Source organism: Nocardia sp. NPDC059195, from assembly GCF_042754695.1.
In the GTDB taxonomy this organism is placed as follows: Bacteria; Actinomycetota; Actinomycetes; order Mycobacteriales; family Mycobacteriaceae; genus Nocardia.
This window is the reverse complement of the sequence record NZ_JBHZBG010000002.1, coordinates 120,587-138,008: the sequence shown is the minus strand read 5'-3', so window position 1 is coordinate 138,008 and position 17,422 is coordinate 120,587. Positions and strand designations below refer to the sequence as shown.

At 68.4% G+C, this 17,422-nt stretch carries 18 protein-coding genes; 13 read left to right on the top strand and 5 right to left on the bottom strand.

Annotation, left to right across the window (positions count from 1 at the left end; genetic code table 11):
- The first annotated feature begins 117 nt into the window (after positions 1-117).
- Positions 118-714, top strand: a complete 597-nt coding sequence (locus ACFXKN_RS03345) for a TetR/AcrR family transcriptional regulator (protein ID WP_378945641.1) — start codon at positions 118-120, stop codon at positions 712-714.
- Here ACFXKN_RS03345 and ACFXKN_RS03340 read toward each other — a convergent pair.
- Complete coding sequence (locus ACFXKN_RS03340; RefSeq protein ID WP_378945644.1) at positions 701-2,083, bottom strand: flavin monoamine oxidase family protein; 1,383 nt, start codon at positions 2,081-2,083, stop codon at positions 701-703. The genes ACFXKN_RS03345 and ACFXKN_RS03340 overlap by 14 nt on opposite strands.
- Before the next feature lie 259 nt (positions 2,084-2,342).
- On the opposite strand from ACFXKN_RS03340, the gene ACFXKN_RS03335 reads away from it, so the two are divergent.
- From ACFXKN_RS03335 to ACFXKN_RS03310, 6 genes are all read left to right on the top strand, one after another.
- Positions 2,343-3,041, top strand: a complete 699-nt coding sequence (locus ACFXKN_RS03335; RefSeq protein WP_378945649.1) for a PadR family transcriptional regulator — start codon at positions 2,343-2,345, stop codon at positions 3,039-3,041.
- 62 nt (positions 3,042-3,103) lie between these two features.
- Entirely contained in the window at positions 3,104-4,123 is a 1,020-nt protein-coding gene (locus ACFXKN_RS03330; RefSeq protein ID WP_378945652.1) for an esterase/lipase family protein, read from the top strand.
- A 76-nt stretch (positions 4,124-4,199) separates the two neighbouring features.
- Positions 4,200-4,739 (top strand): peptide deformylase, encoded by a 540-nt coding sequence (def, locus tag ACFXKN_RS03325; RefSeq protein ID WP_378945655.1) that lies wholly within the window; start codon positions 4,200-4,202, stop codon positions 4,737-4,739.
- Entirely contained in the window at positions 4,739-5,662 is a 924-nt protein-coding gene (gene fmt, locus ACFXKN_RS03320; RefSeq protein WP_378945658.1) for a methionyl-tRNA formyltransferase, read from the top strand. The genes def and fmt overlap by 1 nt, the downstream gene beginning before the upstream one ends.
- An 829-nt stretch (positions 5,663-6,491) precedes the next feature.
- A complete protein-coding gene (locus tag ACFXKN_RS03315) occupies positions 6,492-7,850 on the top strand; it encodes an RsmB/NOP family class I SAM-dependent RNA methyltransferase (protein WP_379432425.1) in 1,359 nt (452 codons plus the stop codon).
- A 94-nt stretch (positions 7,851-7,944) separates the two neighbouring features.
- On the top strand, positions 7,945-8,289 hold the full coding sequence (locus ACFXKN_RS03310; protein ID WP_378945662.1) for an MmcQ/YjbR family DNA-binding protein: 345 nt from the start codon (positions 7,945-7,947) through the stop codon (positions 8,287-8,289).
- Between the two features lie 24 nt (positions 8,290-8,313).
- Here the strand turns inward: ACFXKN_RS03310 and ACFXKN_RS03305 are convergent, their stop codons facing one another.
- Complete coding sequence (locus tag ACFXKN_RS03305; RefSeq protein ID WP_378945665.1) at positions 8,314-9,222, bottom strand: RNA polymerase sigma factor SigF; 909 nt, start codon at positions 9,220-9,222, stop codon at positions 8,314-8,316.
- Positions 9,222-9,644 carry an ATP-binding protein gene (locus ACFXKN_RS03300; RefSeq protein WP_378945668.1) on the bottom strand — a complete coding sequence of 141 codons (423 nt, stop codon included), beginning with the start codon at positions 9,642-9,644 and terminating at the stop codon, positions 9,222-9,224. The genes ACFXKN_RS03305 and ACFXKN_RS03300 overlap by 1 nt, the downstream gene beginning before the upstream one ends.
- A gap of 99 nt (positions 9,645-9,743) precedes the next feature.
- On the opposite strand from ACFXKN_RS03300, the gene rpe reads away from it, so the two are divergent.
- Complete coding sequence (gene rpe / locus ACFXKN_RS03295; protein ID WP_378946253.1) at positions 9,744-10,400, top strand: ribulose-phosphate 3-epimerase; 657 nt, start codon at positions 9,744-9,746, stop codon at positions 10,398-10,400.
- Here the strand turns inward: rpe and ACFXKN_RS03290 are convergent, their stop codons facing one another.
- Entirely contained in the window at positions 10,401-10,871 is a 471-nt protein-coding gene (locus tag ACFXKN_RS03290; RefSeq protein WP_378945672.1) for a hypothetical protein, read from the bottom strand. It lies immediately after the preceding gene.
- A 549-nt stretch (positions 10,872-11,420) separates the two neighbouring features.
- Here ACFXKN_RS03290 and ACFXKN_RS03285 point away from each other — a divergent pair.
- From ACFXKN_RS03285 to ACFXKN_RS03270, 4 genes are all read left to right on the top strand, one after another.
- Positions 11,421-12,044 (top strand): riboflavin synthase, encoded by a 624-nt coding sequence (locus ACFXKN_RS03285; protein ID WP_378945675.1) that lies wholly within the window; start codon positions 11,421-11,423, stop codon positions 12,042-12,044.
- 206 nt (positions 12,045-12,250) lie between these two features.
- The gene (locus tag ACFXKN_RS03280; protein ID WP_378945680.1) at positions 12,251-13,495 is read left to right on the top strand and encodes a bifunctional 3,4-dihydroxy-2-butanone-4-phosphate synthase/GTP cyclohydrolase II; all 1,245 of its coding nucleotides are present in this window, start codon (positions 12,251-12,253) and stop codon (positions 13,493-13,495) included.
- Between the two features lie 25 nt (positions 13,496-13,520).
- Entirely contained in the window at positions 13,521-13,997 is a 477-nt protein-coding gene (ribH, locus tag ACFXKN_RS03275; RefSeq protein WP_378929156.1) for a 6,7-dimethyl-8-ribityllumazine synthase, read from the top strand.
- Between the two features lie 2 nt (positions 13,998-13,999).
- On the top strand, positions 14,000-14,485 hold the full coding sequence (locus ACFXKN_RS03270) for a PH domain-containing protein (protein WP_378946257.1): 486 nt from the start codon (positions 14,000-14,002) through the stop codon (positions 14,483-14,485).
- Positions 14,486-14,575: 90 nt separating this feature from the next.
- On the opposite strand, the gene ggt is transcribed toward ACFXKN_RS03270, so the two are convergent.
- A complete protein-coding gene (ggt, locus tag ACFXKN_RS03265; RefSeq protein ID WP_378945687.1) occupies positions 14,576-16,528 on the bottom strand; it encodes a gamma-glutamyltransferase in 1,953 nt (650 codons plus the stop codon).
- A gap of 169 nt (positions 16,529-16,697) precedes the next feature.
- Here ggt and ACFXKN_RS03260 point away from each other — a divergent pair, with 169 nt between their 5' ends.
- A complete protein-coding gene (locus ACFXKN_RS03260; RefSeq protein ID WP_378945692.1) occupies positions 16,698-17,390 on the top strand; it encodes an HAD family hydrolase in 693 nt (230 codons plus the stop codon).
- The last annotated feature ends 32 nt before the right edge of the window (positions 17,391-17,422 follow it).

The following is a 17,422-nucleotide window of genomic DNA, read 5'->3' as shown; positions in this document are numbered from 1 at the left end:
TCCAGGGTATTTAACCTACAACTGGCTGATTACCTACACGTGTAGGATAAGCCCGGTCGCCCGGCGGACGTCAACGTGTCGCGCGACACAGGGACCCATGGATGTGAAGGTGGAGATGTGATTCGAACGCAGCCGGCCGGGCGCAAGCCGACCTCCGACGATCCGCGGGTCCTGCGCAGCCGGAGTCTGCTCCAGGACGCGATCCTCGGGCTCGGGCTCGAAGGCCCGGTCGACGGCATCGCCATCTCCGACATCACCGGCCGGGCGGGCGTGAGTCGCAGCACGTTCTACGACCACTACACCGACAAGGAGACGTTGCTCGCCGACGCGATCGAACGGCACGCGCTCGACGCGGGTATTTCGCTGCGCGAGGGCGGGTTCGACGACGGTCTACCCGACCAGCCGCCGCAATTCCTGGTCGGCTACGTCCAGCATATCGCCGACCACGCCCAGCTCTACCGGAATGTGCTGGGCGCGCACGGGTCAGCCGCAGTACACGCGCGACTGACCCGGCGGATCGCGACCATCCTGGCCGACGGCATCCGACTGCTCGGCGAGCACGCGCCGGTGGTCTCGGGCGTGCCGATCGAGGTCGACGCGGCGGCGCTGGCGGGCGCGATGCTCGCGGTGCTCACCCACTGGCTCGAGAATTTGCCCGAGACGCCGCCGCCGGTTGTCGCGGAATGGATCTGGGAGATTCTCACCCGGGAATGAGGTGTGCTCCGGTGTCGAGCAGGGTGTGGACTTCGGTGGCGGCGCGTTCGCCCGAGGTGAGCGCGCCGTCCATGTAGCCGTTCCATACTGTCGCGGATTCCGCTCCTGCCCAATGGATTCGGCCGATCGGGACGCGCACGGTGTCGTGGTAGGCGGTCCAGGCGCCGGGTGGCAGATAGCCGCCGTAGCAGCCCCTCGACCACTCCTCCTGGCTCCAGTCCTTCTCCACGAACTGTTCGGGTTCGGCGGCCGCGGGCCCGAAGTGGCGGGCGAAACACGCGAGCACCTCGGCCTTGCGTTCGGCGGCGGGGAGTTGCCCGAGCCGCCGGGCATGGCCCGCCTCGAGGAAGCCGAGCAGTACGCCCTTGCTGCCGTCGGGCGGTGAGTTGTCATAACAGAGTTTCACCGGGCCGACGTCGCTGGTCGCCTGGCCGTTGAGCCCGTCGCGGCGCCAGAACGGCTCGGCGTACACGGCCATGCATTTCACGACCGAGCCCTGAATGTAGCGCTGCGTCAACTGGTCTCGGTGCCCCGGCAGTGGCGGGTCGTAGCTGATCCGGTTGGTCAGGGTCGGTGGGATGGCCACGATCACCGCGCTCGCGCGGACCGTGCGACGGTCGGCGACCACGGTGACGTCGTAGTCGGTGGTCTCGATGCGCCGCACCGGCGCGGAGAGTTCGACCACGTCGCCGAGATCCTCGGCCATCCGCTGCGCGATGCGCTGCGAGCCGCCGACGATGCGCCACTGCTGGGCCCCGTCGACGGTGGAGATCAGCCGGTCGATGCCGCCGCCGGAGTGCAGGTAGAACAGGAAGTGCAGCAGCGAGATGTCGGCCGGTTCGGCCGCGAATACCGCCTGGCAGACCAGCGCGCACACCTCGCGCGCGCCCTTCGTGCGGACATTGCGGCGCAACCAGCTGTCGAAAGTCTGTGCGTCCCATACGGATGCGCGCCGGGCGGTCCAGGGCGCGTCGAGCGGCACCGTCCTGGCCATTCGGTCCAGGCGCACCTGGGCTTGGGCGACATCGGCCAGCACCACCGGGCGCAGGGGTGGGATCGTGCCGCGATAGCGCTTGGTGCGGCCGCCGAATTCGACCTGGGCCAGGCCCTCGTTGTAGGTGGCGTGCCTGCTCAGTCCGAGTTCATCGATCAGGGCGAGCACGCGATCCTGCGTCGGGCCGACCCACTGGCCGCCGACCTCCACGACATTGCCGTCACCGATGGATTCGTTGAGCGTGCGCCCACCGACCCGGTCGCGGGCCTCGAGCACCAGGACGCGATGGCCCTTGGCGGTGAGCTCTCGCGCGGCGACCAGCCCGGCGAGTCCGGCCCCCACCACGACAACGTCATAAACATCGGTACCCGTCACGTCGACCCTCCGGTGAACTTCGACTGAACGCTTGTCCAGTTCAAGCCTAGGCCGCGGGCTGTTTCGCCGGGGTGAAATGCGAAAGGAGTCGGCGCGTCGGGCGTCGTGTCGCCTCGGGGCGTTCGGCGATATCTGCCGCGGTGCGGGCCGAAGGGCAGGGCTGGGTCCGACGCGAATTCAGATCACTCCTTGCATTCGATGCATTGCCGATATATCGTCGATATTGTCAAGAACAACGAGAGAGCCTGAGGAGGCTGTCATGCAGAACCAAGAACAACGAGAATTCGGACACTTCCGGCGCGGTCGCGGACCGGGCCCCCGGGAATTCGGTCCCGACCGCCAGCAGTTCCGCCACGGCGGACGTCATGGCCACGGCCCCGAGTTCGGACCCGGCTTCGGCCCAGGTTTCGGACCGGGCTTCGGTCCCGGCTTCGGCCGGGGACGCGGCCGCGGCGGCCGTGGCAGGCGCGGTGACGTGCGGGCCGCCGTGCTGCTGCTGCTCGTCGAGCGCCCCATGCACGGCTACGAACTGATCCAGCAGATCCGCGAGCGCAGCGACGATGTCTGGCGCCCCAGCCCGGGGTCCATCTACCCGGCGTTGGCCCAGCTCGAGGACGAGGGCCTGGTGCTCATCGAGAAGGTGGCCGGTCGCAAGACCGCGCAGCTCACCGATGAGGGCAAGGCCTATGTCGAGACACATCGCGAGGATCTCGGTGACCCGTGGGCCGAGGTCAAGCAGGATGTCGGCGCCCAGGCGCTCGACCTGCGCGGCCTGGTCGGACAGGTGATGGGCGCGGTCGGTCAGGTAGCCCAGGTCGGCACGGCGCAGCAGGCGGCGAAGGCGGCCGAGGTGCTCGCCGAGACCCGTCGGGCGCTGTATCGAATCCTCGCCGAGGACGATGTCACCCTCCCCGAGGACGATGGCACCGTCGAGGGTGACGCAACCCCCGAGAAGTGAGGGCGCCGTGAACCCCCTGCCCGGCGTGCGGTTGTCGGACCGATGGAGTAAATGTTTGGGATATGGAACAACCGGGAACGTTGTGGGGTTGGGGAACATCACGATTTCGCGGCGCGGTGTCGGTCACGGCACTCGCCTGCGCGGCGGTGATCGGTGTGTCTTTCGCGCCGATCACCGCCGCTGAACCGACGGGCTATCGGCCCGCGGTCATTCCGATGGAGGCGGGTCCGGCGCAATCCGATCATCTGGATGCCGCCCATTACATCAATGCCCATCCGAACTCGGTTCCGGTGGGCCTCAACAACTTCGGGTGTACCCCGAGCGCCGAGCATCCGCGCCCGATCGTGTTGGTGCACGGCACCGACTCGAGCGCGTACTCCGACTGGGCGGGCATCGGACCGCAGTTGGTGTCGGCCGGCTACTGCGTCTTCGCGCTGAACTACGGCGGGGCGCCGGGCGCCGACACCTACGGCACCGAGGACATGCGGATCAGTTTCGCCCAGCTCGCCCAGTTCGTCGACGATGTCCTCGTCGCGACCAAGGCGACCAAGGTCGATCTGGTCGGGTTCTCACAGGGGGCGAACGTCAGCCGGTTCTACGTCAACAAACTCGGGGGCGCGCCGAAGGTCGGGACCTGGGTCGGCCTGGCCTCGCCCAGTTACGGCGGGGTCATGTACGGACTGGTTCCGGTTGGGCAGGCCATTCCCGGAATGATGGATGTCTTCGCGAAGGTCACCTCGACGGCTGCGGTCCAGCAGGCTCAGGGCGAACCACTCATGGTCGAGCTCAACGCGGGGGGCGACACCGTGCCCGGTGTCCGTTACGTCACCGTCGGCAGCCGGGTCGACGAGATGATCCAGCCGTTCTCCAACATCGCGCTGCACGGTGCGGGCGCGGAGAACCTCGTCCTGCAGGACCTGTGCGCCGACGACCTGACCGGCCACTTCCACCTGGTCTACGACCCCTTCGTGCAGCAGTTGCTCCAGCGCATCCTCGACCCCGTCCGGGCACCCGCCCCGGTCTGCACACCGGTCCCGCTCGGGACCGGCATCCCCGAGGTGATCATCGCGGGCAACTCCTGACGGCCGGGCTGGACGGAAGCACCTCTGGGGGTCACTAGACTGGGACAACCGCAATTCGTCCTCCCCGGGAGCCGCCGTGACCATTCAGCCCGTTCGCCTGTTCGGCGACCCGATCCTGCGTTCGCGTGCCGACGCGGTCACCGAGTTCGGTCCCGACCTCGCCACGTTGGTCGCCGACCTCACCGAGACCATGCACGACGACGGTGGGGTCGGGATGGCCGCGCCGCAGATCGGGGTCGGGCTGCGGGTGTTCGTCTACGACACCGGCGACGCCGCGGGTCATGTGGTGAATCCGGAATGGTCGGCCATCGGGGCCGACGAACAGGTCGGTCCCGAGGGGTGCCTGTCGATTCCCGGCGTGCGTTACGACGTGCGCCGGGCATCGCGCGTTCGGGTCACCGGGGTCGACATCACCGGTGCGCCGGTGGACTTCGAGGCCGACGGGCTGCTCGCGCGCTGCGTACAGCACGAACACGATCACCTCGACGGCGTGCTTTTCATCAACCGGCTCGAACCGGCCGACCGCAAAGACGCGATGCGCACCATCCGCGCATCCGACTGGTTCCGCGGCGGGGTCACCGTGCGCGAATCCAGTGGTGTCGGCGGTGGTCGCTGATGCGCCTCGTTTTCGCGGGCACGCCCGAACCCGCGGTGCCGTCGCTGCGCCGGTTGATCGAGAGCGAGGGCCACGAGGTCGTCGCGGTGGTCACCCGGCCCGACGCGGTCGCCGGCCGTGGCCGCAAGATCATGCGCTCGCCCGTGGGACAGCTCGCCGATGCACACGGCATTCCGGTGTACACACCGCGCAAGCCGTCGGAGCCTGAATTCGTCGCCGCGCTCACCGAGCTCGCGCCGGACTGTTGCCCGGTCGTCGCCTACGGCGCGCTGCTGCCGCAGCAGGTGCTCGACATCCCCGCGCACGGCTGGATCAATCTGCACTTCTCGCTGCTGCCCGCCTGGCGTGGGGCGGCTCCCGTGCAGGCGGCCATCGACGCGGGCGATGACATGACCGGCGCGTCGACCTTCCTGATCGAAGCGGGTCTGGACACCGGCCCGGTGTACGGGGTGATGACCGAGAAGATCGGGCTCACCGACACCGCGGGTGAGCTGCTTGCCCGGCTGGCCGAGGCGGGCGCGGTGTTGCTCGAGAAGACCCTGGACGGGGTGGAAGACGGGTCGCTGCAAGCTATTGCGCAACCCCACGACGGTGTGTCCTACGCGCCGAAGGTGACCGTGGAGGCGGGGCGGATCGGTTTCGACGGACCCGCACTTGCCATCCATCGCCACATCCGCGCCGTCACTCCGGCGCCCGGCGCGTGGACCGAGGTGAACGGGCTGCGCCTCAAACTCGGCCCGGTGGAAATGGTGGAGGAAACCTTGCCCGAACGCGAGATCGAGGTGCGCAAATCCGGCGTCTTCGTCGGAACATCGACCACAGCGGTCCGTCTGGGGCAGGTCCAACCGCCCGGCAAGAAGATGATGAACGCCCTCGACTGGGCCCGCGGCGCCCGCCTCACCCCCGGCACGGTGATCGGATGAGCGAGCGTAGCGAGTGGCAGCTGAATACCGCTGCCATGGCGGTCATGCCGGAGCCGAGCGGCAGCGGGGTGCGGGCATGAGCGCCTCGGACCGCAGGCGTCGCCGCGAAGCCGACGCCGCCAAGGGCGTCTCGTCCCGCGACGACCGCAAGCCCACCGGAAAAGCGGGCGAGCCGCGCGGCAGCAGCCCCCGTGACGACCGCAAGATCACCGGCAAGAACGTCGACGGCGGTTGGGCCGCCCGCGCCGCGAAGGGCACCACCACCCCGCGCGCGGACGGCGACCGCTGGACAGGCCGCGACGACCGCGGCGGCGCCGATCGACCGCGTCGCGACGACCGCGAGAGCGGCCGATCCGGCGCACCCCGCCGTGCGGACGACCGTCCCGGTTTCGCGCGCGGCGCGCAGGGTCGTGACGCGAGCAATCAACGCGGCGACGCTCCGCGCCCCGGCGCGCCCCGCCGCGAGGACGACCGTCCCGGTTTCGGCCGCGGCGCGAGCGAGCGTGCGCAGGGTCGTGACGCGGGCAATCGACGTGACGAGGCTCCGCGCTCCGGTACACCTCGCCGTGAGGACGACCGTCCCGGTTTCGGCCGCGGCGCGAGCGAGCGTGCGCAGGGTCGTGACGCTGCTGACCAGCGCGGTGATCGTGGTGCCGCGGGACGCTCCGGCTCGGCACGTTCCGGCGAGGGACGATCCGACCGTGGCGGATCCCGTCCCGATCGTGGTGCGCGCGAAGGAGATTCGCGTGGTCGTGGCGCGGGCGGCCGAGATGCTGGTGGGACGGGCAAGGCCGCCCCTGCGCGTCGTCCCGAGCGCCCCGATCCCAGCGTGCCCAGTCCGCGCAAGCGGCGCGGGGAGCCCGTGGATCCGGCGCGCGAGGTCGCCCTCGATGTGTTGCGTGCGGTGCGTGAGCGCGCCGCCTATGCCAACCTCGCGCTGCCGAAGCTGTTGCGCGAGCGCAAGATCAGTGGGCGCGACGCCGCGTTCGCGACCGAGCTCACCTATGGCGCGAGTCGTTCGCAGGGGCAGCTCGACGCGGTGATCTCGGCGTGCGCGGGCCGCCCGGTCGACGAGATCGACGGGCCCATCCTCGATATCCTGCGCCTCGGCGTCTACCAGCTGCTGCGGACCCGTACCGGCGCGCACGCCGCCGTCGACACCTCCGTCGACCTGGCCAGTGCCGAATTCGGCCAGGGCCGTGCCGGTTTCGTCAATGCCGTGCTGCGCCGGGCGGGAGAGAAGACCGCGCAGGAGTGGATCACCGAGTTGGCCCCGGCCGACCCGGTCGGCAAGCTCGCCTTCGAACACGCGCACCCGAAGTGGATCGCCCAATCGTTCGCCGACGCGCTCGGCGCACAGGCAGGCGAGCTCGACGCACTGCTGGCAGCCGACGACGAGCGCCCGGTCGTGCACCTGGTCGCGCGGCCCGGCGAGATCACCTCCGAAGAGCTGGCGCTGGTCACCGGCGGCGAGGAAGGCCGCTGGTCGCCCTACGCGGTGTACCTCGACGGCGGCGACCCCGGCCAGCTCGAACCGGTCCGCGACGGCATTGCCGCCGTGCAGGACGAGGGCAGCCAGCTGGTCGCGCTGGCCCTCACCCGCGCGCCACTGGAAGGCGAGGACAAGGGACGCTGGCTCGATCTTTGCGCAGGTCCCGGCGGTAAGGCGGCTTTGCTCGGCGCCCTCGCGGCGATCGACCTGTTCACCGTCGACGCCGTCGAACCGGCCGAGCACCGCGCCGAACTGGTCCGCAAATCCACCCGGAACCTGCCCGTCACCGTGCACGTCGCCGACGGGCGCGACAGTGGTCTGACCCCCGGCTACGACCGCGTTCTGGTCGACGCCCCGTGCACCGGCCTCGGTGCCCTGCGTCGGCGTCCCGAGGCGCGCTGGCGTCGTACCCCGGCCGACGTGGCCGAACTGGTCACCTTGCAGCGTGAACTCCTCACCGCCGCATGGGATCTGGTGCGTCCGGGTGGTGTCGTCGTGTATTCGACCTGCTCACCGCACCTCGCGGAAACAGTCTCGGTGGTCGCCGATTTCGTTCGTCGCACCGGCGCCGAGGAACTCGACAGCCGCGAGTTCCTGCCCGGCGTCACCGATCTCGGCGACGGCCCGTCCGCGCAGCTGTGGCCGCACCGACACGGCACCGACGCGATGTTCCTGGCGACTTTGCGCAAGAAGTAGAGGCGACGATACGACGGCGCCGTTCCCCACACGGGGGACGGCGCCGTTCCATTTGTCCAAGCGGGAAGCGATCGCCGCGGAGGAGAATCGGCGTATGACGATGACGTGGGAGCAGGTGGTCGTGATGGCGACGGCACTGCCGGAGGTAGCGGAAGGCACCTGGTGGCGCAGCCCTGGCCTGAATGTCGGCGGAAAGAGCTTCGCCCGATTACGTGACGAAGCCGAAGGCGGCCTTGTTCTGCTCTGTGAGCCCGCGGAAAAGGAGGCACTGCTGGCCTCCGGCGACCCGGCTTTCTACACCACCCCGCACTACGACGGGCACCCGTACATCCTCATCGACCTGGACGCGGTCGACCCGCAACAGCTCGCCGAGCTGCTCGACAGTGCCTGGTGGCTGCGCGCACCCGCGAAGCTGCGCCGGGCCAGGCAGGGCGCGTAGGACACCGTTGTCCCGTCCCGCGAGTCAGTCCCGTTCGGACAATTCACGCAGGCGCGCAAGGGTTTTCGCGAGAATTCGCGATACGTGCATCTGCGAGATCCCCAGCTGCGAAGCGATCTGGGTCTGCGTCATCGACTCGAAGAATCGCATGGTCAGAATGCGGCGCTCACGTTCGGGCAGGCCCGCCAGCAGTGGCCGCACCGCGATGTACTCCTCGACCCGGTCGAACTGCGATTCCTCCTCGCCGAGAGTGTCGAGCAGCGATGCGTCGCTGTCGCGCCCGATCGAGGCGGCGTCGATCGACGTCGGCTGATAGGCATTGCCCGCGATGACGGCTTGGGTGACCTCGTCGGGGTCGACATCGAGTTCGGCGGCGATCTCCTTGGCGGTGGGGGAGCGCCCCAATCGCTGCGACAGCTGATCCACCGCCGCGCCGATGCGCAGATGCGTTTCCTTGACGCGCCGCGGAACCCGCATCGCCCAGGTGTTGTCACGGAAGTATCGCCGGACCTCACCCATGATCGTCGGCACCGCGAAGGACAGGAAATTCGAGCCGCGGCTCAGATCGAACCGATCCACCGCGTGCACCAGACCGACCCGCGCCACCTGCGACAGATCGTCGAACGGCTCACCGCGCCCGCTGAACTTGCGCGCGATGTGGTCGGCCAGCGGTATGCAGCGGTTGATCAGCGCGTCGCGCGCCACCGCGTGCGCGACGCTGCCCGGCTCGGTCGCCGCGAGGCGCTCGAACAGGGCGCTGACATCGTCGTACCCGGACACCGGTTCGGGTGTTTCGGTCTCCTCCTCGAGAGTTTCCTGCTCGGGGGCTTCCTTCTCCGGTTCAGCGGTCTTGTCCGAATCCGCGGTAGGGGAGTCGGTTTTGCCGGGTTCGCTGAGATCGTGTCGGTCGGGCTTGTTGTCTTCGCCGTGCACTACGCCTTCCCCCGGACCCGTCGGAATCGGACCGTCGTCGGAAACCCGGACACGCCCGCGTCGAAATCCTGCTGCTCGGCAGTCACCTCGTCGCACAGTGTGCGCAGCACATGCCACCCGAAGCTGCGCTGGTCCGGCATGCCCTGCGCCGCCGCGACACCGTCGACGGCCACCTGCAATTCGGTGTCACCGACCAGGAATTCGCAGGTGAGCAGCGAATCCGGGGCGGCGATCGCGATGAGCGTCGAGCACACTTCGTCCACGGCGAGGCGCACATCGGCTACCTCGTCGAGGGTGAAATCGCTGAGTAGTACCAGTGTTTCGGCCAGTCCGCGCACGATTGGCAGCTGCGTCAGCTGTGCTGCCACACGAATCTCCACCGGGGCGCCGAAGGGCCCTTGTTCCGCCGAAAAATTGGTCACCCTGAGAAGGCTACCCATATCCCGGCAGGCCAATCACCATTGCCGTCGCTACACTGGCGCGCTGTGTCCACTCCGACGTTCTCCCGTCCGTCCCAGCCGATGATCGCCCCGTCAATCCTGTCCGCGGACTTCGCGAACCTGGCCGCCGAGGCCGCGGCTGTCGAAGGATGCGACTGGCTCCACGTCGACGTCATGGACGGCCACTTCGTGCCGAACCTCACACTGGGTCTGCCGATCGTGCAGAGCCTGCTCAAGGCCACCGACATCCCGTTCGATTGCCATCTGATGATCGACGATCCGGGCCGCTGGGCCCCGAGCTATGCCGAGGCGGGTGCCTACAACGTCACCATCCACGCCGAGGCGGCCGACGATCCGATCGCGGTGGCGCGCGATATCCGCGCCGCGGGTGGCCGGGCCGGGCTGTCGGTGAAGCCGAACACTCCGATCGAGCCGTACCTGGAAATCCTGCGCGAATTCGACACCCTGCTGGTGATGAGCGTGGAACCGGGTTTCGGCGGGCAGTCGTTCATTCCCAGCGTGCTGGAGAAGGCGCGGATCGTGCGCAACCTGGTCGACTCGGGTGAGCTGCACCTGGTCGTCGAAATCGATGGCGGCATCAACGATGACACCATCGAGCAGGCCGCCGCGGCAGGCATCGATTGTTTCGTTGCCGGGTCGGCCGTCTACAACACCGCCGATCCCGGTGCCGCCGTGCAGAAGCTGCGCAACCTGGCCGCGTCGGTCTGGCTGCCCTAGCTACAGGGAGCGGAGTTTGCGGGTGCCGAGCGCCCGCGCCGCGTCGATGACTGCCTGCACCGGCGGCCGATGGTCGCCGGATACGGGTTCCTGCACCCAGGTGCGATAGCCGGTGCGCTCGTCGTCGGGGGAGGGCAGCACGATCTGGCTACCCGCGCAGGCGACGGTCGCGTAGAGGCGGAACAGTTCGGCCGAGGCGGTCGCGGTGAGGGAATCGGGTCGGCACGGGCCGGTGAGGAACGTCCAACGCCGGGCGCGGGGGTGATCGACGACCGGGCCCGCGATGGCGGCCTCGCGCAATCGGGCCTGCACTCGCTCGCCCAGGTCGCCGGGCATGGTCACCGCGCCGTAGTGCGCGCCGATCTGGAGCAGAATGCGGCGGGAGTCGAAATCGATCTTGGCAGGCAGATGCAACTCTCGCCGATAACGCACGCAGCGCATTTCCAGCGTCGAATCGATCAATGTGCTCACGCGACACCCCCACATATAGCGAACCCGTTGTAACCCACAGTGTTGTCTTCCTGGAGTGGTGGACTATCCCTGGGGCGAACTCCCGGTAGCCGCAGTGCTCCGGGCGATGATGTCGGGAGAACCCGCAGTTCCAGGCCCCGGCATCTGGTTGAACAGCAGGAATCGTTGACGTAACAATATTGCGTCAATGGCGCGGCGGGCGCAAGCATTCCACTCACCGTGTTTCCAGTTCGTAATGGCGGGTAATACCAGGTTAAGACTGCCGGATGAATGCAGGGGGCCGGTTCGTCGAAAATTGGATTGAACGACAACCGCCGGGCTGATTAACGGCGGTGTTTCGTCATGTCGATACACCTTTGCCGTCGAATCGATGCCGCGACGATCGCTTTCGGTGACCCAGTGCTGCCTGTGGTCGGGTTCGGCCCCCGCCCCGGGCTCACCGGCCGCGCTACTAGGCTGTGCGACGAGCTGGGCGGCCGCGCGGGAATAGCGGCCACCCACCTGCTGTTGGGCCCAACGGGTACGAATGACGCGACAAGGGAGTCAGGCATGTTCACAGGGATCGTCGAAGAGCTCGGCGAGATCGTGGCCACCGAAGCGCTGACCGACGCCGCCCGGTTGACGATCCGCGGCAAGCTGGTGACTTCCGATGCCGGACACGGCGATTCGATCGCTGTCAACGGCGTCTGCCTCACCGTCGTCGACGTCGTCGACGGCGACAGCTTCACCGTCGATGTCATGGATGAGACGTTGCAGCGTTCGAGCATCGGCGGCCTGGTCGCCGGTTCGCCGGTCAACCTCGAACGCGCGGCCGCACTGAACAGCCGCCTCGGCGGGCACCTCGTGCAGGGTCACGTCGACGGCACCGGCACCGTCCTGCGCCGCAGCCCGTCGGAGAACTGGGAGGTCGTGCGCATCTCGCTGCCGGATGCCATCGCACGCTATGTAGTGGAGAAGGGCTCGATCACCGTCGACGGTGTCTCCCTCACCGTCTCGGCTCTCGGAATCGAGGACGAGCCGAGCGCGGACGGAACCCGTGATTGGTTCGAGGTCTCCCTGATCCCGACCACCCTCGCCCTGACCGTCCTCGGCACCGCCCCGGTGGGCGCCACCGTCAACCTCGAGGTAGACGTCATCGCGAAGTACGTAGAACGCCTCGCCCAGCGAGGCTGAAACCGATCGGTGGCGGGCCTCACAGAACACCAGAGGACCACGCCGTAATGTAGGAAGTCATTGCCATCCCACGGAGGGTTTCTCGGCCGCCTCGATCTGGACTGACCAGAGGGTGTGACGAAGGAGCACCCGCCGGGAGGGAAGATCGAGGCCTCAGGGCCGAGAACCCAGCGGCCCCGGCCGCCGAAAATACGGAGCTAGCAGACGTGACCAGGTTGGACAGCATCGAGCGCGCGGTCGCCGATATCGCGGCCGGCAAGGCTGTTGTCGTCATCGACGACGAGGACCGGGAGAACGAAGGCGATCTCATCTTCGCGGCCGAGAAGGCCACCCCGGAGCTGGTCGCGTTCATGATCCGCTACACCTCCGGCTACATCTGCGTGCCGCTCACCGCCGACGACTGCGACCGACTCGGTCTCCCGCCGGCGTACGCGATGAACCAGGACAAGCACGGCACCGCCTACACCGTCTCGGTGGACGCGCGCGAGGGCATCACCACCGGCATCTCCGGCGCCGACCGGGCCGTCACCATGCGCTTGCTGGCCAGTGCCCAGGCCAAGGCCGACGAATTCACCCGCCCCGGCCACGTGGTGCCGCTGCGCGCCAAGGACGGCGGCGTGCTGCGCAGGCCCGGCCACACCGAGGCCGCGGTCGACCTGGCCCGGATGGCCGGACTGCGTCCCGCGGGCGTGATCTGCGAGATCGTCAGCCAGAAGGACGACGGGCACATGGCGCGCACCGACGAGCTGCGCGTGTTCGCCGACGAGCACAACCTGGCGATGATCTCGATCGCCGACATGATCGCCTGGCGGCGCAAGCACGAGAAGCATGTCGTGCGGGTGGCCGAGGCCCGTATTCCGACCGCGCACGGCGACTTCAAGGCCGTGGGCTACCAGAGCATCTTCGACGACGCCGAGCATGTCGCCCTGGTGCGCGGCGACATCGGCGACGGCGAGGACGTGCTGGTGCGCGTGCACTCGGAATGCCTGACCGGCGATGTCTTCGGCTCGCTGCGCTGCGATTGCGGCCCGCAGCTGGACGCGGCGCTCGAGATGGTCGATCAGGAGGGTCGCGGCGTAGTCCTCTACATGCGTGGACACGAGGGCCGTGGCATCGGCCTGATGCACAAGCTGCAGGCCTACCAGTTGCAGGACACCGGCCGCGACACCGTCGACGCCAACCTGGATCTCGGTCTGCCCGCCGACGCCCGTGATTACGGCACCGGCGCGCAGATCCTGGTCGATCTCGGTATCCGCTCGATGCGCTTGCTCACCAACAATCCGGCCAAGCGGGTCGGCCTCGACGGCTACGGCCTCGCGATCACCGAGCGTGTCCCGATGCCGTTGCGCGCCAATGCCGAGAATTTGCACTACTTGCGCACCAAGCGGGATCGGATGGGCCACGTCCTGGTCGGCCTCGACGATCTCGACCTGGGCGAAACCGCGCAGTGATCACTACTTCCGAAAGGCGGCAACGATGAGCGGCACGGGTGTTCCGACCTTCGCCTTGGCACAGGCCAAAGACGTCAAACTCGGCATCGTCGCCTCGCGCTGGCACACCGAGATCTGCGACACCCTCGTGGCCAATGCCGAACGGGTGGCCAAGGAAGCCGGCGTCGAACACGTGACCGTGGTGCGCTGCGCCGGCGCGATGGAGCTGCCGGTCGTCGCGCAGGAGCTGGCGCGCACCCACGATGCCGTGGTGGCGCTCGGTGTCGTGATCCGTGGTGGCACACCGCATTTCGAGTACGTCTGTGATGCGGTGACGGCCGGGCTGACCCGGGTGTCGCTGGATGCGGCGACACCCGTCACCAACGGTGTGCTCACCACGAACGACGAGGAGCAGGCGCGCGATCGGGCCGGGCTGCCCGGTTCGGCGGAGGACAAGGGCGAGCAGGCATGTGCCGCCGCCCTCGACGCCGCGCTCACCCTGCGCGCGCTGCGATCGGTGTGACCGTGCCGGTGGTGCGGACATGGCGTCGCAGTGCTCCCGAGCCCGACACGGGTTGGGAGTTCGAGGTGCGGCCGCGCCGGGCGATCCGCACCGCCATCGTGGTCGCCGTCGTCATCGTGGTCGCCTTCACCGCAGGTGGGTTGCTGCTGCGAACCGGGTCGACCGGGGTGAACTTCCGGGTCGCCGATCAGGTCGCGATGATCCTGATCGGGGTGGTCGGTGCGGGTGCGGTGCTGATGCTGACCCGACCACGCGTGCGCGCGGGTAGCCAGGGTGTCGGGGTACGCAACATCCTGGGCGAGCAGGTGTACCCGTGGGCGTACATCCGCGGTGTGTCCTTCCCCGACCGCAAGTCGTGGGCCCGCCTCGAACTGGCCGATGACGACTACGTCCCGATGCTCGCAATCCGTTCCAACGACAAGACCCACGCCGCCGACGCCATCGAGCGCGTCCGCGAACTCGGCGCCCGCTACGCCCCGCAGGACTGAACGTCGCTGACCGTTGGCACTTGGAGCCGACTGATTGCCTGCACCGCAACCGCCTGTGCGCCACCCGGTGGTGACGCACAGGCAGGCGCGTCAGCGGGTGTCGCCGAGGACCGCTCCCTCGCGGCGCGGATCCGCACCGCCGATCCAGCCGTCCTTGCCGTTGTTTTGCAGGGCGCTGAGCCCACTGGACTGCGGCGCAACAGAGACCTGATGACCCATCGCCCGCAGCTTCTCGACCAGCGGATCATGGTCGCCGTTGTCGGTGGCATCGATGTCGGGGTGCTCGCCGCCTACCCCGGTGACCGGGGTGTTGCCTGCGCCGAACGACACCCCGGAGACCGCCTGTTGCGGGTCGAGTCCCCAATCCAGCACGTTGACAAGCGTTTTCACGACGAACTGGATGATCACCGAACCGCCGGGTGAACCCGTGACGAGCTTCAGTTCGCCCCGGTCGCCCTTGTCGTCGCGCTCGAACACCAGGGTCGGGGCCATCGAACTGCGCGGGCGCTTATTGGGCTGGAGGCGGTTGGCCACCGGGGTGCCGTCGGGGTCGAGCGGGTCGGCGGCGAAGTCGGTGAGCTGATTGTTGAGCACGAACCCATCGACGAGATGGAACGAACCGAACGCCGATTCGACCGTGGTGGTCATCGCGGCGGCATTGCCGTACTTGTCGACGACCGAGATGTGGCTGGTGCCGTGCTCGGGCGGCTGCGGGCCGTTGCCGAGCGGGACCGGTCCGAGATTGCCGGGCTTGGCGGTACCCATGCTGCGCTGGGGGTCGATCAGCGTCGACCGCTCCTTCAGGTACTGCGGGTGGACCAGCGAGAGGGCCGAATTGCCCGGCAGTGGAACGAAATCCGGGTCGGCGACGTACTTGTTGCGGTCGGCGTAGGCCAGCCGCTCGGCCTCGGCGATCAGGTGCACGGCCTGCGCGTCGGGGCGCCCGCCGTTGGCATCGATCTCCTGGGGGCGCAACGCGGGGATGTCGAAGTTGGCGAGGATGCCCAGCGTCGCGGCGACGGTGCTGCCACCCGAGGACGGTGCGGGCATGCCGCACAGTTCGTACTTGCGATACCCGGTGCACAGCGCCGTGCGCTTCTTTGCCTCGTAATCGGCCAGGTCGGTGGTGGTCAGCGCACTGGGGGTGCGTCCACCTGCCGTGCTGCCGGCCGCTTCGACGATGTCCTCGGCGATAGCACCGTTGTAGAAGGCTTTCGCGCCGTCGGTCGCGATCGTCGAGAGCGTTTTCGCCAGCGCCGGATTGGTGAGGACGGTCCCGGACTTCTTGGGCGAACCGTCGGGTTCGAGGAAGTAGCCGCGTGCGGCTTCGTCGACGGCCAGGTCCTTCGCGGATTCGGCGATCTGCCCGGCCAGCCGCGGACTGATCTCGAAACCGCTGTCGGACAGGCTGATCGCGGGGTCGAACAGTTCCTTCCAGGCGCTCATCCCGTGCTCGGAATGCGCGAGTTCGAGCATCCGCAGCACTCCGGGAACGCCGATCGAGCGGCCGCTGGCCCGGGTGTTCGGCGCGGGTTCGGTGCGGTCGGTGTCGCTGACCCAGCGCAGATAGTTCTCGGTCGCCGCGGCGGGCGCGGTCTCGCGGCCGTCGTAGGTGTCGACCGTGCGCGACTTCGCGTCGTAGTGCACCAGGAACGCGCCACCGCCGATTCCGGACGCCTGCGGTTCGACCAACCCGAGCACCGCTTGCGCGGTGACCAGCGCGTCGGTCGCGGTGCCACCCGCCCGCAGCACCCGGCACGCGGCCTCGGTGGCGATCGGATTGGCGGTCGACACCGCGTAGGTGCTGGTGCGCACCGCCGTCATATCCGCGCGATACCCCGACGCGATCTCAGGATTGGTGCTGAGATTCTGCGTGGTCGGCGCACCCCCGCCGGTCGCGGGCGCCGCGGACACCGCAGTCCCGTTGGGCGTGCTCGTGCACTCCGCTGCCGTCTTCTCGTCTGTCGAACAACCGGCCAGTACCCCCACCGCGAGCACTGCGGCCGTCGTGGCCCCGATCCACGTCCGTCGCCTTGGCGTCATGTAGGCAGCGTAACTCGCCGGTCCGACACGATTCGATCTTTTTCGGCCCGGCCCGCATGCCATCGACCTGCTCGACGATGTCGACACCCGGATGACGTGTACGCGAATCTTGGGTTCCCCGTCCGATTTCCGCGAGGTGCGCGGTCGCCGTCTGGCTACCCTGGCTGACATGGATATCGATGCGGTGTTATTCGACTACTCGGGTACGGTCTTCCGTTTGGAGGACGACCGGACCTGGGCCGACGAACTCGTCGGCGACGACGGAACGCCGTTCGACATCGCGGCGAAAGCCGAAGTACTGCGTCGGATGACAGCCCCGGTCGAGCAGTTCATGACCTTCGACGCGGCAGGCCAACATGCCTGGGACAACCGCGATCTCGACCCCGCCCTGCACCGTCACGCCTACCTCGAGGTGCTGCGCGGCTCCGGCGTCCCCGACACCCAGGCAACGCGCCTCTACGAACGCCTCATCGACCCACTCACCTGGACGCCGTACCCCGACACTGGCACGGTCCTGAAATCCCTTGCTGCCCAGGGAATCCTGGTCGGCATCGTCAGCAATATCGCCTTCGACATCCGCCCCGCCTTCGCGAAGCACGGCTGGACGGATCTGATCGGTTCGATGACCCTGTCCTATGAAGTAGGCGCCATCAAACCGAGCGCCCAGATCTTCCGCGACGCGACCGATCGCCTCGGCGTCGACCCTGAACGCGTGCTCATGATCGGCGACAGCACCGAAGCCGACGGCGGCGCCACCACCCTCGGCGCCCGCTTCGCCCTCGTCGACGCGGTCCCCACCGTCGATCGCCCTCGCGCCCTCATCGACGCACTCGCCGAACACGGCATCCGGGCAGCCGACTGACCGGCTGCCCACCGTCGGCGCGCCCGCTCGAG